The 22,717-nt window shown below is 62.4% G+C and carries 18 protein-coding genes; 17 read left to right on the plus strand and 1 reads right to left on the minus strand.

Going from position 1 to position 22,717, the window contains the following annotated elements; all coding sequences use genetic code 11:
• The 12 genes from BJP06_RS05075 to BJP06_RS05130 all read left to right on the plus strand — a co-directional run bounded on the left by BJP06_RS05075 (position 1) and on the right by BJP06_RS05130 (position 12,620).
• Positions 1 to 1,353 (plus strand): sodium/glutamate symporter, encoded by a 1,353-nt coding sequence (locus BJP06_RS05075; RefSeq protein ID WP_071573066.1) that lies wholly within the window; start codon positions 1 to 3, stop codon positions 1,351 to 1,353.
• 471 nt (positions 1,354 to 1,824) lie between these two features.
• On the plus strand, positions 1,825 to 4,383 hold the full coding sequence (gene clpB, locus BJP06_RS05080) for an ATP-dependent chaperone ClpB (protein WP_071573067.1): 2,559 nt from the start codon (positions 1,825 to 1,827) through the stop codon (positions 4,381 to 4,383).
• 22 nt (positions 4,384 to 4,405) lie between these two features.
• On the plus strand, positions 4,406 to 4,819 hold the full coding sequence (locus BJP06_RS05085; RefSeq protein WP_070479576.1) for a DUF4265 domain-containing protein: 414 nt from the start codon (positions 4,406 to 4,408) through the stop codon (positions 4,817 to 4,819).
• Between the two features lie 23 nt (positions 4,820 to 4,842).
• Entirely contained in the window at positions 4,843 to 5,685 is an 843-nt protein-coding gene (locus BJP06_RS05090) for a sulfurtransferase (protein WP_071573068.1), read from the plus strand.
• A gap of 12 nt (positions 5,686 to 5,697) precedes the next feature.
• Positions 5,698 to 6,861 (plus strand): hypothetical protein, encoded by a 1,164-nt coding sequence (locus BJP06_RS05095; protein ID WP_071573069.1) that lies wholly within the window; start codon positions 5,698 to 5,700, stop codon positions 6,859 to 6,861.
• The gene (gene pyrE / locus BJP06_RS05100) at positions 6,851 to 7,384 is read left to right on the plus strand and encodes an orotate phosphoribosyltransferase (RefSeq protein ID WP_071573070.1); all 534 of its coding nucleotides are present in this window, start codon (positions 6,851 to 6,853) and stop codon (positions 7,382 to 7,384) included. Before BJP06_RS05095 ends, pyrE begins: the two co-directional genes overlap by 11 nt.
• Positions 7,371 to 8,036: an RNA methyltransferase gene (locus BJP06_RS05105; RefSeq protein WP_071573071.1), complete on the plus strand. Its 666-nt coding sequence runs from the start codon at positions 7,371 to 7,373 to the stop codon at positions 8,034 to 8,036. Before pyrE ends, BJP06_RS05105 begins: the two co-directional genes overlap by 14 nt.
• Positions 8,037 to 8,048: 12 nt before the next feature.
• Positions 8,049 to 9,260, plus strand: a complete 1,212-nt coding sequence (locus BJP06_RS05110) for a glycoside hydrolase family 76 protein (protein ID WP_071573072.1) — start codon at positions 8,049 to 8,051, stop codon at positions 9,258 to 9,260.
• A 45-nt stretch (positions 9,261 to 9,305) separates the two neighbouring features.
• The gene (fbaA, locus tag BJP06_RS05115) at positions 9,306 to 10,346 is read left to right on the plus strand and encodes a class II fructose-bisphosphate aldolase (RefSeq protein ID WP_255365803.1); all 1,041 of its coding nucleotides are present in this window, start codon (positions 9,306 to 9,308) and stop codon (positions 10,344 to 10,346) included.
• A 567-nt stretch (positions 10,347 to 10,913) separates the two neighbouring features.
• Positions 10,914 to 11,150, plus strand: coding sequence for a ribbon-helix-helix protein, CopG family (locus BJP06_RS05120; protein WP_071573170.1), 237 nt, complete (start codon positions 10,914 to 10,916; stop codon positions 11,148 to 11,150).
• A 161-nt stretch (positions 11,151 to 11,311) separates the two neighbouring features.
• The gene (locus BJP06_RS12290) at positions 11,312 to 11,377 is read left to right on the plus strand and encodes a type II toxin-antitoxin system RelE/ParE family toxin (protein WP_369822218.1); all 66 of its coding nucleotides are present in this window, start codon (positions 11,312 to 11,314) and stop codon (positions 11,375 to 11,377) included.
• Positions 11,378 to 11,447: 70 nt separating this feature from the next.
• Positions 11,448 to 12,620, plus strand: coding sequence for an aromatic acid exporter family protein (locus BJP06_RS05130; RefSeq protein WP_071573073.1), 1,173 nt, complete (start codon positions 11,448 to 11,450; stop codon positions 12,618 to 12,620).
• On the opposite strand, the gene BJP06_RS05135 is transcribed toward BJP06_RS05130, so the two are convergent.
• Positions 12,617 to 13,501, minus strand: a complete 885-nt coding sequence (locus BJP06_RS05135) for a hypothetical protein (RefSeq protein ID WP_071573074.1) — start codon at positions 13,499 to 13,501, stop codon at positions 12,617 to 12,619. The two genes, BJP06_RS05130 and BJP06_RS05135, sit on opposite strands and share 4 nt — an antisense overlap.
• Before the next feature lie 50 nt (positions 13,502 to 13,551).
• Here BJP06_RS05135 and BJP06_RS05140 point away from each other — a divergent pair, with 50 nt between their 5' ends.
• From BJP06_RS05140 to BJP06_RS11885, 5 genes are all read left to right on the plus strand, one after another.
• Positions 13,552 to 14,841, plus strand: coding sequence for an adenylosuccinate synthase (locus BJP06_RS05140; RefSeq protein ID WP_071573075.1), 1,290 nt, complete (start codon positions 13,552 to 13,554; stop codon positions 14,839 to 14,841).
• Between the two features lie 237 nt (positions 14,842 to 15,078).
• Positions 15,079 to 16,254, plus strand: coding sequence for an ATP-grasp domain-containing protein (locus BJP06_RS05145; RefSeq protein ID WP_255365792.1), 1,176 nt, complete (start codon positions 15,079 to 15,081; stop codon positions 16,252 to 16,254).
• Between the two features lie 85 nt (positions 16,255 to 16,339).
• On the plus strand, positions 16,340 to 20,470 hold the full coding sequence (locus tag BJP06_RS05150) for a YPDG domain-containing protein (protein WP_143110546.1): 4,131 nt from the start codon (positions 16,340 to 16,342) through the stop codon (positions 20,468 to 20,470).
• Positions 20,471 to 20,496: 26 nt separating this feature from the next.
• Complete coding sequence (locus tag BJP06_RS05155) at positions 20,497 to 21,804, plus strand: AAA family ATPase (protein WP_071573077.1); 1,308 nt, start codon at positions 20,497 to 20,499, stop codon at positions 21,802 to 21,804.
• A 15-nt stretch (positions 21,805 to 21,819) separates the two neighbouring features.
• A complete protein-coding gene (locus tag BJP06_RS11885; RefSeq protein ID WP_143110547.1) occupies positions 21,820 to 22,629 on the plus strand; it encodes a hypothetical protein in 810 nt (269 codons plus the stop codon).
• Positions 22,630 to 22,717 lie beyond the last annotated feature (88 nt).

The raw sequence follows: 22,717 nt of genomic DNA on the forward strand, positions 1-22,717 counted from the left end.
GTGGACTACACGCCGTACACACTTCTGACGGATATCGGATGGATCTCCATCCTGCTCATCATCGGAAACGTGCTCCGAAACCGACTGAAAGTGTTACAGGCGCTGCTCCTGCCGGCACCGATCACCGCCGGGCTGCTCGGGCTCATCCTCGGCCAAGAAGTCCTCGGCGTGATTCACTGGTCCGACCAAGTCGGCACCTATACAACCCTGCTCATCGCCGTCGTGTTCGCCTCCATGGCCTACTCCATGAACCTCGGCGGCTCCGTTGCCTCAGGTGCCCGCAACATGTGGGGCTACTCGACGGCCATGTTCATGGGCCAGTGGGGCATCTTCATCCTGCTGGGGCTGTACTTCTTCGCGCCACTCTTTGGCACCGAACCATGGTTCGGCATGATGCTCCCGGTCGGCTTCGTCGGTGGCTTCGGCACCGCCGCCGCCGTCGGCTCCGCACTTGAGGACATCGGTATCGCCGAGGCGTCCTCCATCGGCTTCACCTCCGCAACCGTCGGCACCCTGGTGGCCATCGTAGGCGGGGTCATTGCTGCGAACTGGGGTATCCGGAAAGGCAAAGCAACCCAATTGCGCGGCACCCTGCCTGAAGACCTGCGCACCGGCTACATCGCCACCGAGTCCGAGCGTCCCTCCATCGGACGCGCAACCACCAACCCGTCCTCCATCGAACCGCTGGCACTCCACGCCGGATTCATCCTGATCACCGTGCTGATCGCCTACATGGTCAACACCTGGATCAAAGGCATGTGGAGCAACGTCTCCATCCCACTGTTCGCCATGGCATTCGTCATCGGACTCATCGGCCGTGGCCTCCTCGTCGCCTTCAAGCGACCCAACTACCTCGACCGCGAAACCATCTCCACCGTCTCCGGCGCCGCCACCGACTTCATGATCGCCTTCGGCATCGCCTCCATCGTCCCCGCGGCCCTCGCCGGATACTGGCAGGCCCTGCTCATCATGTTCGTGCTGGGCACTGTCTTCTGCGCCGTATGGATGCTGTGGGCCGGTCCGCTCTTCTTCGGTGAAAACTGGCTCGAGCGCGGCATCTTCGGCTGGGGCTGGGCAACCGCCGCCGTCGCGACCGGTATCGCCCTGCTCAAGATGGTCGACCCCAAACTGAAGTCCGGCACTCTCAACGAATACGGTGTGGCCTACGTCGGCTTCGCCCCATTCGAGATCGGTATGACCATCCTCGCCCCAATCGCCATCATCGCCGGGTTCACCACCGCGTTCGGCTGGGTGTCGTTCCTGATCGCCGTTGCGGTGGTGGTCGTGGCGTTCGCGCTGAAGTGGGTGCCCGCCAAGAAACACGGCACGGGGGCCGTGGCTGCCCAGGAATAGGGCCGGCATTTTCCTAGATGGTAGTAACAGGATTGCAATCCTGCTACTACCTTTTGTGGTTTGGCGAGCTGTGAGCCAGCTGTGCACCTCATTCCGGCGTGAGGGGTTCGCCACCTGGGGAAACACCACGTCGCCGTCTCGAAAACAGCGAATTTGGTGCGCAGATTGGGCGTAAGTGACAAAGGACGCAATCCTGCCAGCCGGCTCGAGCAAAAGCCCAGGTCGTGAAAAGTGGGTTGCGCCCTTTGTCACTCGGATTGGCTGGAGTTACACCAAATTCCCTCACGCGATCCCAATGACCAGGGGAAACGCAAAACCAAATGTCGAAAACAAGGAATTTGGTGCACCCTTAGGCTCCTGCGCCACCCCCGAAAACACAACAAATTCAACCTTGAGTGGAACAGACTCAACTTCTCGTGCGTTAGGGAGAGTGAACAACAAAACAAAACGCAAAGAGAAAGGAAAACGGACATGTCTTCGTTTAACCCAACTACGAAAACGCAGGAGGCGTTGCAGCAGGCGCTGCAGCAGGCGTCGGCGAAGGGCAACCCGGATATTCGCCCGGCGCATTTACTTGAGGCGATCCTGAAGCAGGAGGATGGTATCGCGGCGCCGGTGTTGCAGGCGACGGGTGTGGATCCGCAGACGGTCGCGAAGGAGGCGGCTGAGCTGGTCAACTCCTACCCGAAGGCGGAGGGCCAGAACATGGCGAATCCGAACTTTAACCGTGACGGCCTGAATGCGTTGAACGCGGCGCAGGAGTTGGCGGGCGAACTCGGCGACGAGTTCGTCTCTACCGAGGTGCTGTTAGCGGGTATCGCGCGCGGGAATGATGACGCGGCGGAGCTGCTGAAGAAGCGCGGCGCCACGTTTGAGGCGATTAAGGCGGCGTTCCAGTCGGTTCGCGGCAATAAGAAGGTCACGACTGAGTCGCCGGAGGATCAGTTTCAGGCGCTGGAGAAGTATTCGACGGACCTGACGGCGCGTGCGCGTGAGGGCAAGATTGACCCGGTCATCGGTCGCGATTCGGAGATTCGACGCGTGGTGCAGGTGCTTTCCCGTCGTACGAAGAATAATCCGGTGTTGATTGGTGAGCCGGGCGTCGGTAAGACGGCGATCGTCGAGGGCCTTGCAAGGCGCATCGTGGCGGGCGACGTCCCGGAGTCCCTGAAGGGTAAGACGCTGATCTCCCTGGACCTCGGGTCGATGGTTGCGGGCGCGAAGTACCGCGGCGAGTTCGAGGAGCGCCTGAAGGCGGTGTTGGACGAGATTAAGGAGTCCGACGGGCAGATCATCACGTTTATTGACGAGCTCCACACCATCGTCGGCGCTGGCGCCACGGGCGAGGGCGCGATGGACGCTGGCAACATGATTAAACCGATGTTGGCGCGCGGCGAGCTTCGGCTGGTTGGTGCGACGACGTTGGATGAGTACCGCCAGTTCATCGAGAAGGATGCGGCGCTGGAGCGGCGTTTCCAGCAGGTGTACGTGGGCGAGCCGACTGTGGAGGACACGATCGGTATCCTGCGTGGCTTGAAGGAGCGCTACGAGGTGCACCACGGCGTGCGGATCCAGGATTCGGCGTTGGTGGCGGCTGCGGAGCTGTCCAACCGCTACATCACGAACCGGTTCTTGCCGGATAAGGCGATTGACCTGGTCGATGAGGCGGGTTCGCGGCTGCGGATGGAGATTGATTCTTCGCCGCAGGAGATTGATGAGCTGGAGCGTATCGTTCGCAGGCTCGAGATCGAGGAGATCGCGCTGCAGAAGGAGTCCGACGAGGCGTCGAAGGAGCGTCTGACGGATTTGCGCCAGGAGTTGGCGGATCAGCGCGAGAAGCTCGGTGAGCTGAAGGCACGCTGGACGAATGAGAAGGCGGAGATTGATAAGGTGCAGGCTGCGAAGGAGGAGCTGGAGCACCTGCGCAACGAGTCCGAGATCGCGGAGCGCGAGGGCGATTACGCGAAGGTGTCGGAGCTGCGCTACGGCCGCATTCCGGAGCTGGAGCAGCAGGTCAAGGACGCTGAGGAGGCGGCGGGGGCGTCGTCAAGGACGATGCTTACGGAGGAGGTTTCTCCTGAGGTGATTGCTGAGGTTGTGTCGGCGTGGACGGGTATTCCTGCGGGCAAGATGATGCAGGGTGAGACCGAGAAGCTGCTGGACATGGAGGCAATCCTGGCTGGTCGCGTTGTGGGCCAGAAGGAAGCTGTCGTGGCTGTGTCGGATGCGGTGCGGCGTTCGCGTGCGGGCGTTGCGGATCCGAACCGTCCGATTGGTTCCTTCCTGTTCCTGGGCCCGACTGGCGTGGGTAAGACGGAGCTTGCGAAGGCCCTGTCGGAATTCCTCTTCGATGATGAGGCGGCGATGGTGCGCATCGATATGTCGGAGTACGGCGAGAAGCATTCGGTCGCGCGTTTGGTCGGTGCCCCTCCGGGGTATGTCGGCTACGACGCTGGCGGCCAGCTGACTGAGGCTGTGCGCCGTCGCCCGTACTCGCTGGTGCTGTTCGATGAGGTTGAGAAGGCGCACCAGGATGTGTTCGATGTGTTGCTGCAGGTCCTTGACGAGGGTCGCCTCACCGACGGCCAGGGCCGCACGGTGGACTTCCGCAACACGGTGATCATCCTGACGTCGAACTTGGGTGCGGGCGGCGACCGCGAGCAGATCATGAACGCGGTGAAGGCACACTTCAAGCCGGAGTTCATCAACCGCCTGGATGATGTGGTGGTGTTCGAGCCGCTCACGAAGGAGCAGTTGGTGGGCATCGTCGATATTCAGCTGGGCACGCTCGCCGATCGCCTTGCTTCTCGACGCCTCCAGCTCCGCGTCTCGGCCGCTGCGAAGGCGTGGCTCGCGGACCGCGGCTATGACCCGGCCTATGGCGCGCGTCCGTTGCGTCGCGTGATCCAGCAGGCGATTGGTGACCGGTTGGCGAAGGAGCTGCTGGCCGGCGCGATCCGCGACGGTGACGCGGTGCAGGTTGACGTCGCGGAAGGCGGTGAGGAGTTGGTGGTGTCGGCAGCGAAGTAGCGTTCGGGTTACACTGCTGTCCATGCAACCAACGACGACGATTTACACACGGGTGGCCGTGCCAGGCGTGGAGAACGAGCAACTTGAGGCTCACCAGCTTGGCGGCGGCCACTTCGTCGTTGCGTCGGTGCCGTTTGTGGATGTGTCCTTGGCGGTGGGGGACATCGTGGAGTGCGTGCGGGTGGGCGGCATGTTCCATGTGAATAAGGTCGTGGTGCGTGGTGGTGCGTCCACGGTGCGGATTTTGCCGCAGGGGGAGTCGCCGTTTTCGCTGGCGGAGACGTTGCTGGCGTTTGGCTGCCGGGTGGAGATGGGCCCGGGTGGGATGTTGGCGGCGTCGATAGGTGCGGATTGTCCGAAGGCCGGAATTGATGAATGGTTGGAGGGTTTAGCCGCGTCTGGAGTGATCCAGCTCGCACCTGGCTATACTGCGTGAGGCATACGCGTATGGTGTTATGTATGACTGTATTTATTTCTCCGCAGGAGCTGTACGAACGTATTAAATCCGGCAAGAAGCAGACGGTGCTCGATGTTTCTTGGGCGCCGGAGGCAGGCAAGGCCTGGCAGAAGTTCCAGTCCGAGCACATCCCGACGGCCGTCTACGGTGACCTGGAGGGACACCTCGTGGGCATGCCGGGCCGCCGCCAGGGCCGCAACCCGCTGCCGTCGCTCGCCGTGATCGATGAGGCGCTCGAGGAGTGGGGCGTCGAGGCGAACCGCCCGGTCTTCATCTACGACCAGGGCTCCGGCGTCTTCGCCGCCCGCGCGTGGTGGATCATGCGTTGGGCTGGCCTGGAGCACGTCCACATTATCGACGGCGGCTTCCGCGAGTGGGAGGCCGAGGGTCTCAAGACCATCGCCGGCCCGGGCAACGTGGTTGTGCCGCGCGACCTGGAACTGGAGGGCAGCAAGCTTCCGGTGGCGACGCTGGAGGACGTGCAGCGCTTCGAGGGCATCCTGATCGATGCGCGTGATGAGAAGCGCTTTGCTGGGCGTCGAGAAGTACTGGACTTGAAGGCGGGCCACATTCCGTCGGCGCTGAACCTGCCGGCGGCGGACCTGTTCTGCAAGGAGACCAGGAAGATCAAGGAGACGGACTACATCCGCGACCGCTTCGCAAGCCTGGGCGTGACGCAGAATACGGACCCGGCGAAGATGATTACGTACTCGGGTTCGGGCAACCACTCCGCGCTGCTCATCGCGGCGATGGAGCACGCGGGCCTGCCGGTGGCCACGCATTATGTGGGTGGCTGGTCGCAGTGGAGTGCGCGGTTGGGGAATAAGGTCGCCACGGCACTGTAGTATCAATCCTCGATGATTGCTTACGTGTTGTTTGGGCTGGCCGCGCTGCTCGTGGTCGCGGCTGTCTGGTTGTGGTTTGCACCTGCGTCTCCCTCCTTATCGACGCCCCCTCCGCCACCAGCCGAGCCCTCGCCTGAGGCCGAGCCGGACGTGGAGCCTGAGCCTGCGCTCGAGGTGGAAGAAGAGCCGGAACCAGAGCCCGAGCCTGCCCCGGAGCCAGAGCCACAGCTAGAGCTGGAACAGGCCCCGGAACCAGAGCCGGAGCCCGAGCCTGAACCGGAGCCCGAACCAACTCCTGCGCCCGAGCCTGCCCCGAAGCGCCCGCACCGCATGTCGGGCTTGCAGCTGCCGGGCGCGTCGCGCCGGGAGCGCCGCCTGTGGGCGGAACAGCACGGCTTCCGCTTCTCCAAGGTGGATGAGTACCTGGTCGACGAGTGGCACCGGGGTGCGGCGGCGTCCGGTGCGGAACCGCGCGATGTCGTGGCGGGCCAGGTCTACGGCCATGATGTCCGCGTGGTGGACCTTGGCGGGGTGACGGTGGTGGCCGTCGCAACGGGTGAGGTCAGCGACATCGTGGTGGATATGCGCCGTCCGCAGTTCCAGGCGGATTCCTCGGCGGATTTGGTGCTGGTGGAAACCGTCGAGGGCTTCGAGCTATTCACGAACGAGCCCGGTCCCGTCCTGCGCTTCATCGATGTGCGCGTGCGCACCGCCCTGCGCGAGATGCCCGAAAGCGTGTGCGCGGTGTGGTGCGAACAAGACTGGGTGTTGGCCCAGCTGGAACGCGGTTCGACGCCACAGGACTGGGAGGACACGTTCGCGCCGCTGGCGTTGCTGGCGGACGCGGCACGCACGCTGCCACCGCGCGAGGCGGCGGCGCTTGCGCCGGTGCTCGGTGCCGAGGAGGCACCTGAGCCGGAGACCCCGCAGGTGCAGCGCCCGGAGGAACCGCTCGAGCTGCCGACCCGCGTGACGGGTGGCGGATTCGGCGAGCTGGAGGACCACGAGGTCGGGGCGGATTCTGTGGCGCCGATCGCGGACGGTTCACCTGCCGAAGACGGCGCGCAGCTCTATGATTTGACCAGAGTGCGCCGCGAGCAGCAGCCCTCCACAATTTTCGACGACTCGTCAGACACCACAGACACCGAGAAGGAGCCAACCGATCATGAACGATAAAGCACGCCTCGCAGAGCTGGTGAAGGAACTCGCCGTGGTCCACGGTAAGGTCACGCTTTCCTCCGGGAAGGAGGCGGACTACTACGTGGATCTGCGTCGTGCGACGTTGCACCATGAGGCGGCGCCGTTGATCGGCAAGCTGCTGCGTGAGATGACGGCTGACTTGGAGTTCGACGCGGTCGGTGGCCTGACGCTAGGCGCGGACCCGGTGGCCACGGCCGTGATGCACGCCGACGGCCGCCCGATCGACGCGTTCGTGGTGCGCAAGGAGGCGAAGAAGCATGGGATGCAGCGCCGGATTGAGGGGCCGTCGATTGTTGGCAAGAAGGTCCTTGTGGTGGAGGACACCACCACGACGGGCAACTCACCGCTGACCGCGGTGGAGGCCGTGCGCGCCGAGGGCGCTGAGGTCGTCGCGGTGGCCACCGTGGTGGACCGCGCGACCGGCGCCGCCGACGTCCTGCACGAGGCCGGCCTGGACTACCGATTCCTGCTGGGGCTCGAGGACCTTGGACTCAACTGAGCAGGCTGAGCAGGGTAAGGGCCCAACGGAGTGGAATGAGGGCCGCCACGGCGTAGGTCCGTGGGAGGGCCCGTGGCCGGATGATCCCCGGCTGGATCCGCAGTTTTTGGAGGAGGGGGATCGTCGCAACGTAGTGGACGCCTACCGCTACTGGTCCCTCGAGGCGATCCGGGAGGAGCTGGACACACGGCGCCACCCGTTCCACGTTGCGATTGAGAACTTTGAGAACGACGCCAACATCGGCACCGTGGTGCGCACCGCGAATGCGTTTCTCGCCGAGGAAGTCCACATTATTGGGCGGCGGCGCTGGAACCGGCGCGGTGCGATGGTGACGGACCGCTACCAGCACATCCGCCACCACGCGACGATCGAGGACTTCGCCCAGTGGGCCAAGGAACACGACCTGCCAATCGTGGCGATCGATAACACGCCCGGCTGCGTGCCGCTAGAAACGGCGGAACTTCCGCAGCGCTGCGTGTTAGTGTTCGGGCAGGAAGGTCCCGGCATTACGGACGAGACGCAGCGCGAGGCGTCGATGACGTGCTCGATTGCGCAGTTCGGCTCGACGCGCTCGATCAACGCGGGTGTTGCCGCGGGCATCGCGATGCACGCGTGGATACGCCAGCACGCCGACTTGAGTACAGCTTGGTGAAAGGTGAAGGTTGTGGAAGAAGCCGCCGCGGAAACATGGTCGCACCGCGCTGACCTAGCTCAATCGGCTGTGCAGGAGCGGCACGCCTCCCGCCTGTGGGGGCTGCCGAAGACGAACCTCGCGGTGGTCACATGGCCGCCGGGCTCGAAGGATCGCCTGTACTGGCACTGGCACTACTGGTGGCAGGCCCACTATTTCGACTGTCAGATCGACGCCGCTATTCGACACCCCACCAAAACCCACAAGCGCCAACTCAAAGACACCCTGCGTGGCATTCAAGGACGCAACCTGGGCAAGCTGACGAAGAACAAGTACTACGACGACAAGGCCTGGCTGGCGCTGGCGTGGAACCGCGCCGTCGATGAGGGCTTGGCGCGCCGCACGAAGGCCCTCGACGCCCTGGAGTTCGACCTGCTGGCTGGCATTGACCCGGTGATGGGTGTGCTGCCGTGGCGTACGGAGGAAACCTTCTACAACGTGCCCTCGAACGGCCCGGCCGCCCTCTTGTTCGCGCGCACCGGCCGCCTGGACAAGGCACGCGAGCTGCTTGACTGGACGTTCGACAATCTGGTCACTGAATCAGGTCTGGTACAGGACGGGATCCGGATGCGCATGCATGGCCCGGAGGTCGTCGACAAGCTATATACCTACAACCAGGGCACGGTGCTCGGCGCGAGCCTCGAGATCGCGTTGGCGTTGCGCGCCGACGTCGGACTTCGCGACGACGAGCCAATCGACTCCTTCGCGTACTCAAAACGCGCCGACGATTCCGTGTTTTACATCACACATATCCGGGCAATCGTGGAAGCGATTGTCCTGCATATGGCTACCCCCCAGGGGGTGATTCTGAACAAGCCCTACGAATCCGGCGACGGCGACGGCGGCCTGTTCAAGGGAATTCTCGCGCGCTACCTCGCAGATGTTGCCGTGCGTCTGCCGGAAGATTCCCGCCAGAACATCGCGACCAAAAAGATAGCATCAAGGCTGATTATGGCCTCGGCGGAGTCCCTTTGGTCCCATCGTTTGGAGGTCGACGGGCTGCCGATCTTCTCCGCGCGGTGGACCGAAGACGCCCGCCTTCCGCACAATTACGGGCTCGGCCCTTCGTCCCTCAGCGAAGCCGTCGGGTTGGTCCGAATTGATGAAAGGGACCTTTCAGTACAGCTTTCCGGGTGGATGCTCCTAGAGGCCGCGGCACGGGTGGCGGCTGCAAATAGTCAGTAAAGCAGGCATACTGGTTGGCGTACCTAAGAAGCTCTAGTGGAGGTTATCTTCATGCCAATTGCAACCCCTGAGGTCTACAACCAGATGCTCGACACTGCAAAGAAGGGCGGGTTCGCATACCCGGCCATCAACTGCACCTCGTCTGAGACCATCAACGCCGCAATTCGTGGTTTCGCCGAAGCCGAGTCTGACGGCATCATCCAGTTCTCGACCGGCGGTGCAGAGTTCGGCTCTGGCCTGTCCGTGAAGAACAAGGTTGCTGGTGCCCAGGCGCTTGCAGCGTTCGCACATGAGATCGCTAAGCACTACGACGTCAACATCGCGCTGCACACCGACCACTGCCAGCTCGAGGTTCTCGACGAGTACGTCCGCCCACTGATCGCGATCTCCCAGGAGCGCGTCGACCGCGGCGAGAACCCACTGTTCCAGTCCCACATGTGGGACGGCTCCGCCATCCCAATCGACCACAACCTTGAGGTCGCCCAGGAACTCCTGGAGAAGGCACACAAGGCCAACATCATCCTCGAGGTCGAGATCGGCGTCGTCGGTGGCGAAGAGGACGGCGTCCAGGCTAAGGCTGGCGCCAACCTGTACACCAGCGAAGAGGACTTCGAGAAGACCATCGACGCTCTCGGCACCGGCGAGAACGGCCGCTACCTGCTGGCCGCAACCTTCGGCAACGTCCACGGCGTATACAAGCCAGGCAACGTGAAGCTGCGCCCAGAGGTCCTCGACATGGGCCAGAAGGTTGCAGAGAAGAAGCTCGGCCTCGCAGCCGGCACCAACCCATTCGACTTCGTCTTCCACGGCGGCTCCGGCTCTGAGAAGGAGAAGATCGAGGAGGCTCTGCGCTACGGCGTCATCAAGATGAACGTTGACACCGACACCCAGTACGCCTTCACCCGCCCAGTTGTCTCCCACATGTTCGAGAACTACAACGGCGTCCTGAAGATCGACGGCGAAGTCGGCAACAAGAAGGTCTACGATCCACGCTCCTACATGAAGAAGGCTGAGCAGGGCATGGCCGACCGCGTCATCGAGGCCTGCCAGGACCTGCGCTCCGTCGGCTCCTCCGTGTCCAAGTAGTCGTACTGCTTGCTTTTCCTGAAACCCCTTGGGCCTTCGCGGTCCCGGGGGGTTCTTTTGTTTTGTGGGGTCATGTTTGGGGGCTTGCACACCACATTCCTATTTTGTCCCGCGGTGACCTGGGCATTTGCTGCGCCGCGTTTCCAAAACGCTTCGGGGCAGTGACAAAGGACGCATCCCGTTGTATCTAGCCCTTTTGTGACCTGCGGGTTTGGTGGCCCCGTTTTTTCGAGTTGCGTCCTTTGTCACTCGGACCCTCTTCTGCGCACCAAATTCCCGCACGCGGAGCGCGCGATCTGGGGCAACGGGAAGGCGTCCTCCCAAAAGCCGGGATTTGGTGTCACCGTCGTCCGGCCAGCCCCGGCCAAGCAGCTTTCGTCGACCTCCTCCGGTCGACCAACGCAGGTCACAGCATTTTGCAGCTATTCGACGCCAATTCCCCCATCTTGCGTTGACCTGCATTGGTCGACGCTAAGAGGTCGACCGGAATGAAAACGGCGGTTCGCCAACGCTTTGGAACTGTCCGTCTGGGTGACAGGCTCGGCAGTGTTGTGTATGCATGTGTACATGAATGGCTCGGTGATTAGTTTGAGGATCGACGAAGATCAGAAACGGCGGCTCGACGAGCTCGCTACAAAGACTGGCAGGCCAAAGGCGTTTTACATACGTGAGGCAATAGAGGCCTACCTTGACGATGCCGAATACATCTATGAACTTCAAGCAGAGGCGGAAGCTGTCCGCAGAGGCGAGCTGGAGACTGTTACCCTCGATGAGCTTAAGGCCGAGTGTGGTTTGGCAGATTGAGTTTTCACCCCGGGCGAAAAAGGCGGTTCGGCGGTTAGATAAGCAGACACACAGCGTCGGCTTCTTCGGTTTTTGGGTGATTTGTCGCAGCTGAACAGCCCGCGAGTCCGCGGTAAAGCTCTTGTGGGTGGCGTGTCGGGGACTATCGAATAATTGCAGAGATTCAGGACGACATCGTGACAGTGCTGGTGGTTGATGTGGGCCACCGTGGGGAAATCTATAGGTAGCGCACTCGCCTAACCCACCTAGCCCACCTAGCCCACCTAACCCGCCGTCCAGGGGCGCTATGGTTATGGCATGGCGAAAGAGAGAATGGGTACGCGTGCCAGGTTGGCGTCGGTGGATCAGTCGATTCAGGCGCGGTTGATGCGTGTGCGCAAGCGTTTGCTGCCGATTCTGCAGATGGGTATCGCTGCCGGTATTGCGTATTGGATCGCGGGGGACATTATTGGGAACGCGAAGCCGTTTTTTGCCCCGATTTCGGTAGTCATCATTATTGGTATGTCGGGCGGGGAGCGCATTACCAAGGCGATTGACCTTTCGATTGGTTGTGCGTTGGGCGTGTTGGTGGGGGATTCGCTGTTTTACAGGTTGGGGGATGGGGGTTGGCAGATTGCGGCGATTGTGTCGGGCAGTTTGTTGATTGCGTCGTTCTTTTCGAAGTCGCAGCTGGTGAATAATCAGGTGGCGATTGGTTCGATTCTGATCGCAACTATCATGCCTCCCGGTGCAGAGGTGACGGGTTTTGACCGCACGATTGACGCGGCGGTGGGCTGCATGGTGGCGTTGGCCACGATTGCTCTGATTCCGCAGGGGCCGATGGAGCCGGTGCGCGCGGAGATTTCGAACTTGATGGGGTTAATGAGTTCAGTGCTTGACGACGTCGCCTCCGGCCTCACCGACCGCGACCCATTAGTGATCGATGATGCCCTGGAGGCGATCCGCGGGTCGCAGACCGATATTGACGATATGGCGTCTGCAGTGAACGCGGGGAAGGAAACGACGAAGATTTCGCCGTTTTTGTGGGGTGCGCGCCGCTATATCAATTCCCTGAGCTTGGTGATCCCACCAGTGGACAACGCGGTGCGTTCGTGCCGGGTGCTGGCGCGTCGCGCGTTGGTGTTGTGTGAGGACGGAGATCACGTTTCGCCGAAGCAGATTGAGCTGATTGATGTGTTGGCGAAAGCGTGCCTGGACATTTCTGAGGTGTACGAGGTGAAGTCGCGACGCGCGCAGGCGACCGTGATCCCGCAGATCGTGAACGAGCTACGCGCGGTGGCGCAGGGCTCGTCGGTGGAGTTGTTGGGCAAGGACGCGGTGTTGTCTGAGTATGCAATCCTGGCGCAGACGCGTTCGCTGACGGTGGACCTGCTGCAGGTGTGTGGCATGTCGCGGGAGTCGGCGTTGGCGGCGTTGGCGCCGACGTCGGACACGCCGGCGTACCCGCCGGAAACCTTCGATTTGGACTAGCCCCGCACTGACTGGATGTCGCGAAGGTGGCGGTAGAACGTCACCCGCTGCAGCGGCCGCGGGTGGGCAACGCCGTCCACCACCAGCGTGATGTCCTCCCCGCCGGACTGTAGTGCCCGGCCGGTAAGCACGGTCGCCGGGTCCGCGAGGGCCGGGGCGACCGTTTTGCCTTTCGTGAGCAAGCTGCCCAGCGGCATGCCCGCCAGCCCCTCGAGGCGCTGCGGGTCCACGCGACGCCCCTCCGACACCACCAGCGGCGTGACCAGCCGTGACGCCGCCAGGCCCGGCGCATCAGGCGTGGGCACCAGGCGCGCCCCGAACTGCCCGAAGTGCCGCGCGGAGGGTTCCTCGCCGGTGCGCATCACCAGCTGCTGCGAATCCACCACGATCTCGCCAACGTACTCGCTGCGCCCATCCCCGTGGGAGAGCGTCGCCGAACCGGCCACCACCACGCCCGTGTCCGTCCGAATACACGGCGACGGCACCACCGGGCCCTCTACGGCCAGGTCCACGGAGCCCGCGCCCCATGCCACCGCCGCCGGCGACGCCGCATTGGTCGGCAGGTAGGCGACCTCCACCCACATCACGTCCGTGCGCATCAGCCGCGTCAGCACCGCACTCAGCGCAGCATCACTGCCGGACACGACCACACGCAGCCGCTCCTCCGGCCGCTGCGGCGCCAACTGCGGGGCACCCAGGTGCTCCACCGACGGCGACTTCTGGATCTCCGCCAGGCTCGGCGTCGGGTCGTGAGGGAGGGCGGAGCTGGCGGCGTCGAGAAGAAAAGAAAGCTCACTTCTCGACGGCACCTCCGGAAGTGTGACCTCCTCCGCACCCGGAACTGTGAGGGAGCTAGCACACGCACAATGAAGAAGACGCATGCCATTCACGCTACAATAAGCCCGGATTAGTGCCTATTAAAGGAGAGAGAATGTCCGCCATCATCATTGTCGGCGCCCAATGGGGCGACGAGGGGAAAGGCAAAGCCACCGATATCCTCGGCGGGAAAGTCGACTACGTAGTCAAACCCAACGGCGGTAACAACGCAGGTCACACGGTTGTTGTGGGCGGCGAAAAGTACGAACTGAAACTGCTGCCGGCAGGCGTGCTCAGCGAGAACGCCACCCCGATCCTGGGCAACGGCGTCGTTATCAACCTCGAAGCGCTCTTCGACGAAATCGACGGCCTCGAAGCCCGCGGCGCCAACGCCTCGCGCCTCCGCATCTCCGGCAACGCGCACCTCGTCGCGCCCTACCACCAGACGCTCGACCGCGTCCAGGAACGCTTCCTGGGCAAGCGCGCCATCGGCACCACCGGCCGCGGCATCGGCCCCACCTACGCCGACAAAGTCGCCCGCGTGGGCCTGCGCGTCCAAGACATCCTCGACGAATCAATCCTCCGCCAGAAGATCGAATCGGCGCTGGACGTCAAGAACCAAATGCTGGTCAAGATGTACAACCGCCGCGCTATTGAGGCCGACGCAATGATGGACCACTTCATGTCCTACGCCGAACGCCTCAAGCCCATGATTATCGACGCCGAAAACGTCCTCAACACCGGACTCGCCGAAGGCAAGCACGTCCTCATGGAGGGCGGCCAGGCCACCATGCTCGACGTCGACCACGGCACCTACCCGTTCGTGACCTCCTCCAACCCGACCGCCGGCGGCGCCTGCGTCGGCTCCGGCATCGGCCCGACCAAGATCACGGCGACCCTGGGCATCGTCAAGGCGTACACCACTCGTGTCGGAGCCGGCCCGTTCCCGACCGAACTCTTCGACAAGTGGGGCGAGTACCTCCAGGAAACCGGCGGCGAAGTCGGCGTGAATACCGGCCGCAAGCGCCGCTGCGGCTGGTACGACTCCGTCGTCGCCCGCTACGCCGCCCGCGTCAACGGCTTCACCGACTACTTCCTGACCAAGCTCGACGTCCTCACCGGCATCGGCGAAATCCCGATCTGTGTCGCCTACGACGTCGACGGCGTCCGCCACGACGAAATGCCGCTGACCCAGTCCGACTTCCACCACGCCACCCCCATCTACGAGACGATGCCGGCCTGGGACGAAGACATCACCGGCTGCACCACCTTCGAGGAGCTCCCGCAGAAGGCCCAGGACTACGTCCTCCGCCTGGAGGAGCTCTCCGGCGCGCCGATCAGCTACATCGGCGTCGGCCCTGGCCGCGATCAGACCATCGTCCGCTTCGACGTGATGGACCGCTAGCTTCCTGCTTCCTCCGAAGTTCGGGACCTGGGAGACGCTCCCAGGTCCTCTTTTTTGCTCGGGGCGAGGGGGTGGATATATGCCTCTCAACTTTATTCGGAAAATCGTGAACAAAATTGCGCTTTTTGTGACAGCGCACACAAGCAAATTTGTTCACAATTTCCCGACTCCGCTCGAGAGCGCACCTTCCCCTCTCAAGTTTGCTCGCCACATAAGCAGCTGAATATGCTGACCACTATGAACGCAGCAATGCCTGAAGAGCAGCAGCCAGAGCAGCAGTCGGAGCCGCAACAGCAGCTCGACAACGAGCCCATCACTCAGCTCGACCCCGCGCGGGATTTGAGGTGTGACCCTCGCCAAGTGCTGGTGCTGGGCAACAGCGTGGTTGAGGAGGAGCTCGCGTGGTCCTTCAAGCAGCTCGGGTTTGACGTGACGCACCTGTGCACCACTGAAATAGACCCGGAAGACATGCAGCAGCGGTATCCGTCGTTGACGGTGGCGGGCGCCGGCGTGGACTCTGAGGTGCTGAAGGAGCTGGAGGAGCGCGCCGGGTCGATTGTGGCGCCGTCGGTGGAGGCGCAGGAGCTGTGCAGTTCGCGTGAGGGTGTGCGGGCGACGGCGACGGATTCCTTGGGTTTGCCGACGTTGCGTTGTGAGTTCGTTCGTTCTCCGGAGGAGCTGGAGGACGCGGCGTTGCGGTTGGGTTTGCCGGTCGTCGTGAAGCCGGGGCGCTCGTCGGAGGGGCAGGGCCAGACGGTGCTGCGGAGTGAGGAAGACTTGAGCGTTGAGGTGGTCAAGGCGTGGGAGGCGGCTGCGGAGGTGGACCCGGAGGGTCCCGTGGTCGTGGAGCGGTTTATTGAGTTTGATTTTGAGTTGACGATTTTGGCGGCTCGTTCGGTGGATCCGGCGACGGGTGAGTTGGCGACGTGGTTCTGTGAGCCGATCGGTACGCGGCATGAGCGCGGCCGTTTGGTGGAGGCGTGGCAGCCGGCGGTGTTGTCGGAGGCTGCGGCGGGGAATGCGAGGTCGATTGCGGCGCGGATTACGGGGGCGCTCGGCGGGCAGGGTGTGTACGCGGTGGAGATGTTCGTGGCCGGTGATGAGGTGTACTTCTCTGATGCGCGGCCGCGGCCGTCCTTGGATGGGTTGTTGACGCGTGCGACGCAGCGCCTGAACCAGTGCTCGCTGCATGCGCGGGCGGTGATTGGTCTGCCTATCGACGCCACGTTGGTCAGCCCAGGCGCAATGGTCCTGGTGGAGGATGTTGTCCCGAGCGTCGATGGCTTTGCGAAGGCGATGTCGGTGGCGGAGACTGGTGTGCGTTTTGTGGATGGTGCTGCGGTGGTGACGTCGACGGGTGAGTCGGCGCAGGAGGCGCGGGACCGGGCGACGCTGGCGGCGTCGCGCCTCTGAACCGGGCCCGTGTTGGATTTGGACTAGTTTACTGGTTTAATTGACAGATTACTGCAATCTTTTTTAGAGATGGAGTTGTCTGCGCATGAACACTTCCCGGTTGGGTATGGCGGTGGTTGCTGCGGTGGTGGCGTCGTCAATTGTGGTGCCGCAGGCGTCGGCGCAGATTGATGTGGAGGCGGCGAAGCCGTTTCTGAACGTGGTTGCGCCGGATTATGCGCAGGCGCTGCATTCGACGGAGGCGCTGTTTTCGCCGGGGAATCCGGATGATCCGGCGACGGTGAGTGGTTCGGTGAAGCTGCCGATGGAGGTGGCGCGTTCGGCGCGGACGGTGAGTGCGTCGGCGAAGGTGCTGACGAACCGCAAGGGGGAGCCGCTGGGGCGGCCGGTGATGGTTGATGATGGTTCGGGGAATTTGACGCCGGCGTTGCATCCGGGGACGTGGGCGCCGGTGCGTCGGGAGCCGATTCGTGTGTTCGCGCAGTGGTATGAGGGCGTGTATACGGAGCATTCGTCGCCGACGTTTTATACGGAGGTGGATGAGAACGGGAACTTTTCGCTGAAGCTGCAGCCGTATGTGGATGCGCGTGGGGTGGAGCGTGAGTTTTTGGCGGATGCGACGGTCGGCGTGGTTGGTTCGGGTGATCGCGGGCGTGATCAGTTGCGTGAGAAGCTGCGCGTCTGGGTGGAGCTGCCGGAGAGCGTGCGGGATGATTACCGCCTGATCCATCAGCCGGCGGGTATTGTGCCGCCGACGAATTGGTTGGGCAATGTGACGCCTTCGTATGAGACGAATGGTTGGTGGCGTGGCGGCAAGGTGAATGGCTTCTTCGTGGCGTACCAGGACCGGAGGAACTCGGCGCAGCATCTGAAGGACCGCTCGAAGTGGGCTGAGAATGACGGCTCGGGAACTCCGTTTGGTGTGTACACGGGGCAGATGTTTTGGAATACGGTGGATACGCCGTATAACCGGCGCTACCAGGAGTCGATGACGAACAATGCGGGGGATGCGCCGGCTGCTGGGATGATGGTGGTCGGCTCCTACTTGTCGGATGAGGCAGTGGCGAAGACGCTCGAGTATGGCAAGAAGCAGTTCGGCAAGAAGGTGCGTAGCCGATCGTGGACTCCGGAGTATGAGAAGCAGCTGCAGCTGTGGATTAATGAGCAGGTTGCGAAGGACCAGAGCTGGATCGCGGAAACCGCCGTGACCACGACGGACGAGAATGGTGACTTTAACCTGTACTGGCGGGGTACCTACGGTGACACTTACAGCTATCCCGGTCTGGTAGGAAGCTGGCATCACAGGGTTGCGGAGTCGTGGGATGAGGGCTCATGGGCCAAGGGCAATATGTATTCCAAGCACATCAACTGGGAATGGACCTATATTTCGATCCTGACGCCGGACGGCAAGGAGCTGCCGAACAACGTTGGTGCGATCCACCCGTGGGCACTGGGCTACTGGGGCGGCCCAGGTCCGAGTGGTGGCTACTTCGACTACTGGTCGGGTTCGGATGTGCCGTGGCTGAAGGCATGGGCAGGCTCGGCGTACGCTGGGTCGACGCTGGTGAGCTCGCCGCGCTACGCCCTATCGACGGCCCCCTTGAAGTTCCACGTGGAGAAGCGGAATACGTTTAACAACTGGGCGCCTCCGGGGGAGACGGTTCGCACGTTTGGTTCGGGCGTGCCGCTTTCGAAGGGATTGAGCTACAAAATCGTCTGGTATGATGACGAAGGCGAACGGGTTCACGAATGCAAGGCAACGACGCCGGATGACCAGGCGCGCATTGAATCGTGTGACTTCAAGGTGCCGGATGATGCTAAGCAGGGCGATACGTACATTGCCCGCCTGTTCTACGCGTCGGACGCTGGCAACGTGCAGGCGATGCTGGCGCAGGATTCGTTTGCGGTGACGCACATGTTCCTGGAGTACGGGGATCCGGTTGAGGCGGCCGTCGGTAGACCGGCGGAGGCGACGCCGAGCTTTGATAACCCGGATTCGGACCCGGTGGAGGCGAAGCCGGAGCGCGCGGAGTTCCAGTTGGGTTCGTTGCCGTTCGGGGTTGATGCGTCTCAGGTGAGCGTGGACGATGATGGCGTGGTCCGTTTCACGCCTCGCATGGACCAGGTTGGCGAGCGCATTGAGATCCCGGTGGAGATGCTGGACCCGAGTAACAAGATCCAGCGTTATGATGCGCAGGGTTCGCAGGGCCCGAGCTCGCGTCCGGTGTCGGCCGCGATTGCGACATTCGTGCCGCACGTTGCCCAGTACGCCTTGGAGTACAAGGAGCAGCAGGTGGAGCCGGGGCAGACGGCGAAGTTCCCGGCACCGACGTTCGATGATCGCGCGACCAAGAAGCATGAGAAGCTCACGTTCGAGGGCACCCAGTTCGAGCTGGAGCGCCCGATGGAGGGCGTCACTATCGACGCCGACACCGGCGAGCTCACGGTCGATGTTTCGCACCGCCAGCTCACTGATGTTGAGGTCCCGGTCGTGGCGCACGTGCCGTACGAGGATCCGATCCGCGGCGTGGCGAAAGTTCGCCTCCGCATGCCGCTGCCGGTACTGAGCACGGTTGAGCAGCAGTCAGTAGCGGCGGGTGCCCACCAGGAGCGTCTGCTTCCGACGGTGGAGCACGCCGGCAACGCGCAGGCTCGATTGGAGCGCATCGGTGCCGAAGGTAAGTCTGTTGAGGGTGCCTCAGTAGACCTGGACCTGGATTCTGGCGCAATGCTGCTGACCGTCCCAGTGGAGACCAAGCCGGGCGACGACTACGTGATTGTCGTCTCCGCGCTCTCTACCGGCGAAGAGATCGGCCGCATTCCGCTGCGCGTCACCGAGAACGTCGCGGACCTCTACACGCCGAAGTACCAGGGCGCGACGACGAAGGCCAACGGGGATCTCACACTGGACAACCTGGGCGATGCCCTGCCGAAGGATGCAGAGGTCTCGGTTAGTGGCCCGCTGGACTGGGGCGTTACCGTCGAAGGCGACGCGGTGAAGCTGCACGCGCCGAAGCACGCGACCCCGGGCACCGTGGTCTTCGATATTACGGTGCGCTACAAGGACGGCTCCTCCGACGTGATCCCGGTGCGCGTCCGCGTGGCCGCCCCGGTCACGACGACAGCGCGGAAGACGACACCGTTTGTCGCTGCCCCGACTACGACTGCCCCTACGGCGACGGTGTCGACGTCCACCGCGCCGCATGAACCAGCACCGGTGACGACGAAGGGGACGTCGACAAGTGTGGCGACCTCGCAGGTCCCGACCACCCCAGCGACCGCGCCGGGCACCACCCCAGTGCCGACCACCTCGGCGGCCCCGATTCCGCCGGCGGACGCCCGCGCGAACTACGCCGACCCGAATAGTGCGCTCGGCCGCGTGCCGGTTGACATGGGCGGACGCGCCATGACGCGCGACCCATTCGCCGACTCGCTGGCGCTGGTGCGCAGCTACGAGATGCACGCCCCGGCGGGCGCGCACGGCTGGGATTTCACCCTCGACGAGAACACTGGCCAGATCCACGCGGTCGCGCCGTCGCAGGAGTTCCTGGCCGCGCTCTTCGAGGAGGCCTACGGCAGCGCCCGCGACGGTGTGGTGCAGCTGCGCCCGCCTGTGTGGGCCCAGTTCGCGGTGGATTTCCAGCACGTGCTTCGCCCGGCGGTCAACGTCATCGTCGAGCACGAAGACGGCCGCGTCGAGCTGGCCACAGCAGCCTTCGAGCTTATCGACGCCCACAAGCACCCACTGCTCGACCGCACCGCGGACGCCGACGGTGATGGCGTGTCCAACCTCGACGAGCTGGAGCAGCGCACGAACCCGTTCGCCGTGCCCGCCCCGACCCCGACCACGGAGCCGGAGCAGCCAACCGAGACCACTACCCCTGCGCCCACGACGGCGCAGAAGCCGGATTCCGGTTCGGAGCGTTGGGAAGTGGAGAAGTGCATCGCGGTGTCCGTCGCGGCTGGCGTGCCGCTGCTGTTGCTGCTGCCGCTGGGCATTGCGGCGCAGGAGATCCCTGGCGTGCAGCATGCGCTTGCTCCGATGCGCAAGGCGATGGCCGACGCGTTCGGCCCTGGCGGCCAGTCCGGCGTGAAGAACCCGGAGATCGCGCTGGCTGGCGCGGGCCTGCTGGCGTTCGGCGTGGCGCTCAGTGCACTGATCTACACGCAGTGCGGGCCAGAGGTGAACAAGGACGGGCTGAGCAGTAAGAAGTAGAGGTCGGTTCCGGTATAGTCAAGCGCATGTCTGAGTGGAGGTTTGAAACCCTAGAGCTTGAGAACTTTCGTAACTACGAACGGTTCTCGCTCCACTTTCACGAGCGCTTGACTGTTCTTACCGGTGTGAACGGTGCCGGAAAGACTGCAGTGCTGGATGCATTGAAAATCATCCTTTCGGTGCCAGTTGGGGTTTTTGGCTACCAAGCAGTTGGAATCAAGCAGGACGACGCGCACTTAGCGCCACAGTTGGGAAACAACAACCGCGTGTCTCAGGTGGAACCGTACTACCCGGTGTCCGTCAATGCTGACTTGGTATGCGGCAATGAACGTTTTGAGATGACGCGCTCGCTCAACGGGCCGAAGCGGAAAACAGTTGGGGCGAATTCTGAATTCCGGAAGTACTGTGAGTCCTTGAAAGAGGAGCTTATCGCGGACGCGAGTATGAAGACGGCTCCGCTCCTTGCAGCGTATGGTGTCGAGCGCTTAGTGAAAGAGATTCCGCGCAAGGCGTCTGTGCCCACTTCGCGCCTATCGGCCTACGACAATGTGCTGGATCCTCGTTCGGATTTGAACCAGCTTTCGTCATACATTGAATATCTGGACGCGCAGCGCCTCGACGCGCTCAGCGCTGACGAGTCTCTTAAGACGAACGCCGATGCACAGCAGCTGCAGTCCATCTTTGACTCGTGCAATAGCATCCTTGAGCCAACAGGGTGGGGGAATGCTCGGTGGGACCGGAAGGCGAAGTCCGTGGTGCTTACGCACAAGCAACATGGGACCCTGCCACTTTCTTTGATGGCAACTGGCACGAAGATTTGTGCTGGTCTAGCGCTTGATATCGCTACTCGTATGGGCCGACTCAACCCACACCTTTCTGGTGAGGACCTGCGGCGCCAGACTCCCGGCATCGTGCTCATTGATGAAGTGGACATGCACTTACACCCATCGTGGCAAAGGAAGATTTTGCCGACGCTGTTGGAAACCTTTCCCGCCGTACAGTTCATCGTGACGACGCACAGCCCGTTGGTCATTGCCAACGCGGAGACGGCATCAGTCCGGGCTCTCGTAGACAATGAGGCGCACACACCAGAGTATGCACAGGGCCTTGATATTGAGACGGTAATTGAACGAGTCCAGGGTGTGGATCCTACACCGGATACAGCGAACCGCAGGATGCTCACCACCTATATGGAGATGGTTCACGCCGGGCAAGGCAATAGCGAAGAAGCCCTTGGATTGCGCCGACGGATTGAGGAATCCCTCGGCGGCGTCGACCTTGTACCAGAACTCTTGGAAGCAGATGCGTATCTGTTTCTTGAAGGTGACGGTTAGGGGGGGGAACCGACAGTGTTTATTCAGCGCCGTCAGGACAACCAAGAAGAACAGCAGCTGCGGGCAGAGCTTCAACGTGCGCTTCGCCAGGGCTTGGAGTTCCATGATTACTCAGGCAAGGATAAGCTCCGCGCATTTCTGCTGAATCGCCAGGGCCATCGGTGTGCTTATTGTGAACGAAGGATCAACGACAAGCGACGCACTTCAAAGAAATCTCAAGCAGACACGCGCCGCGCTCCAACGAATAAGATTGAGCACTTTCATCCTCAGAGCAGTGTGACTGCTAGTGATGAGTGCAGGGCTGCTGCGGGATGCAACGAATTGCACGAATCTTCTCTGGAACTCACCAACTTGCTCGCGGTGTGCGCAGGGCAGACTGACTTTGCGGGTGTGGTGAGTCGCCACTGTGATACAAGCAAAGCCAACACTGATATTTGTGCCCAGTTGAAAAACCCAAACACCGCCGAACAACGCGATCCATCGGCTTCTGAGCTCGGCAGCCTGGTTGTCGTGGAAAGGGACGGAACGGTGCGCCCAAACCCGGCATATTTTCCCGGCGAAGAGGAAATGAAGGCCGCGCAAGACGTTCTCAACGATGTACTCAACCTCAACGCCATTTGGCTGAAGGAGGCTAGGGCAAAGCTGTACGCACTCTTGACACGAGGCCTTGTTAGCGCGATCAAAGAGCTGTCGCGCAAGCACCACAACGTGAGCCGACGCCAGCTACGCCAGAAGATTGTGAGGGCGCGACTCAAAACGCTTGAGACGAAAGCACCGGAGTTTCCGTCGGTCTACCTCAGCTTCTGCGTGGAAAACTCGCAGTAGACCGCCTTATATCAACTATTAGAACGCCCCTATTAGGGGGCCTTTCGCGCTTCTTGGAGATTTCTCGCCATCACTTTGGCTGATCTTT

Source organism: Corynebacterium sp. NML120713 (assembly GCF_001875735.1).
Classification (GTDB): Bacteria; Actinomycetota; Actinomycetes; order Mycobacteriales; family Mycobacteriaceae; genus Corynebacterium; species Corynebacterium pseudogenitalium.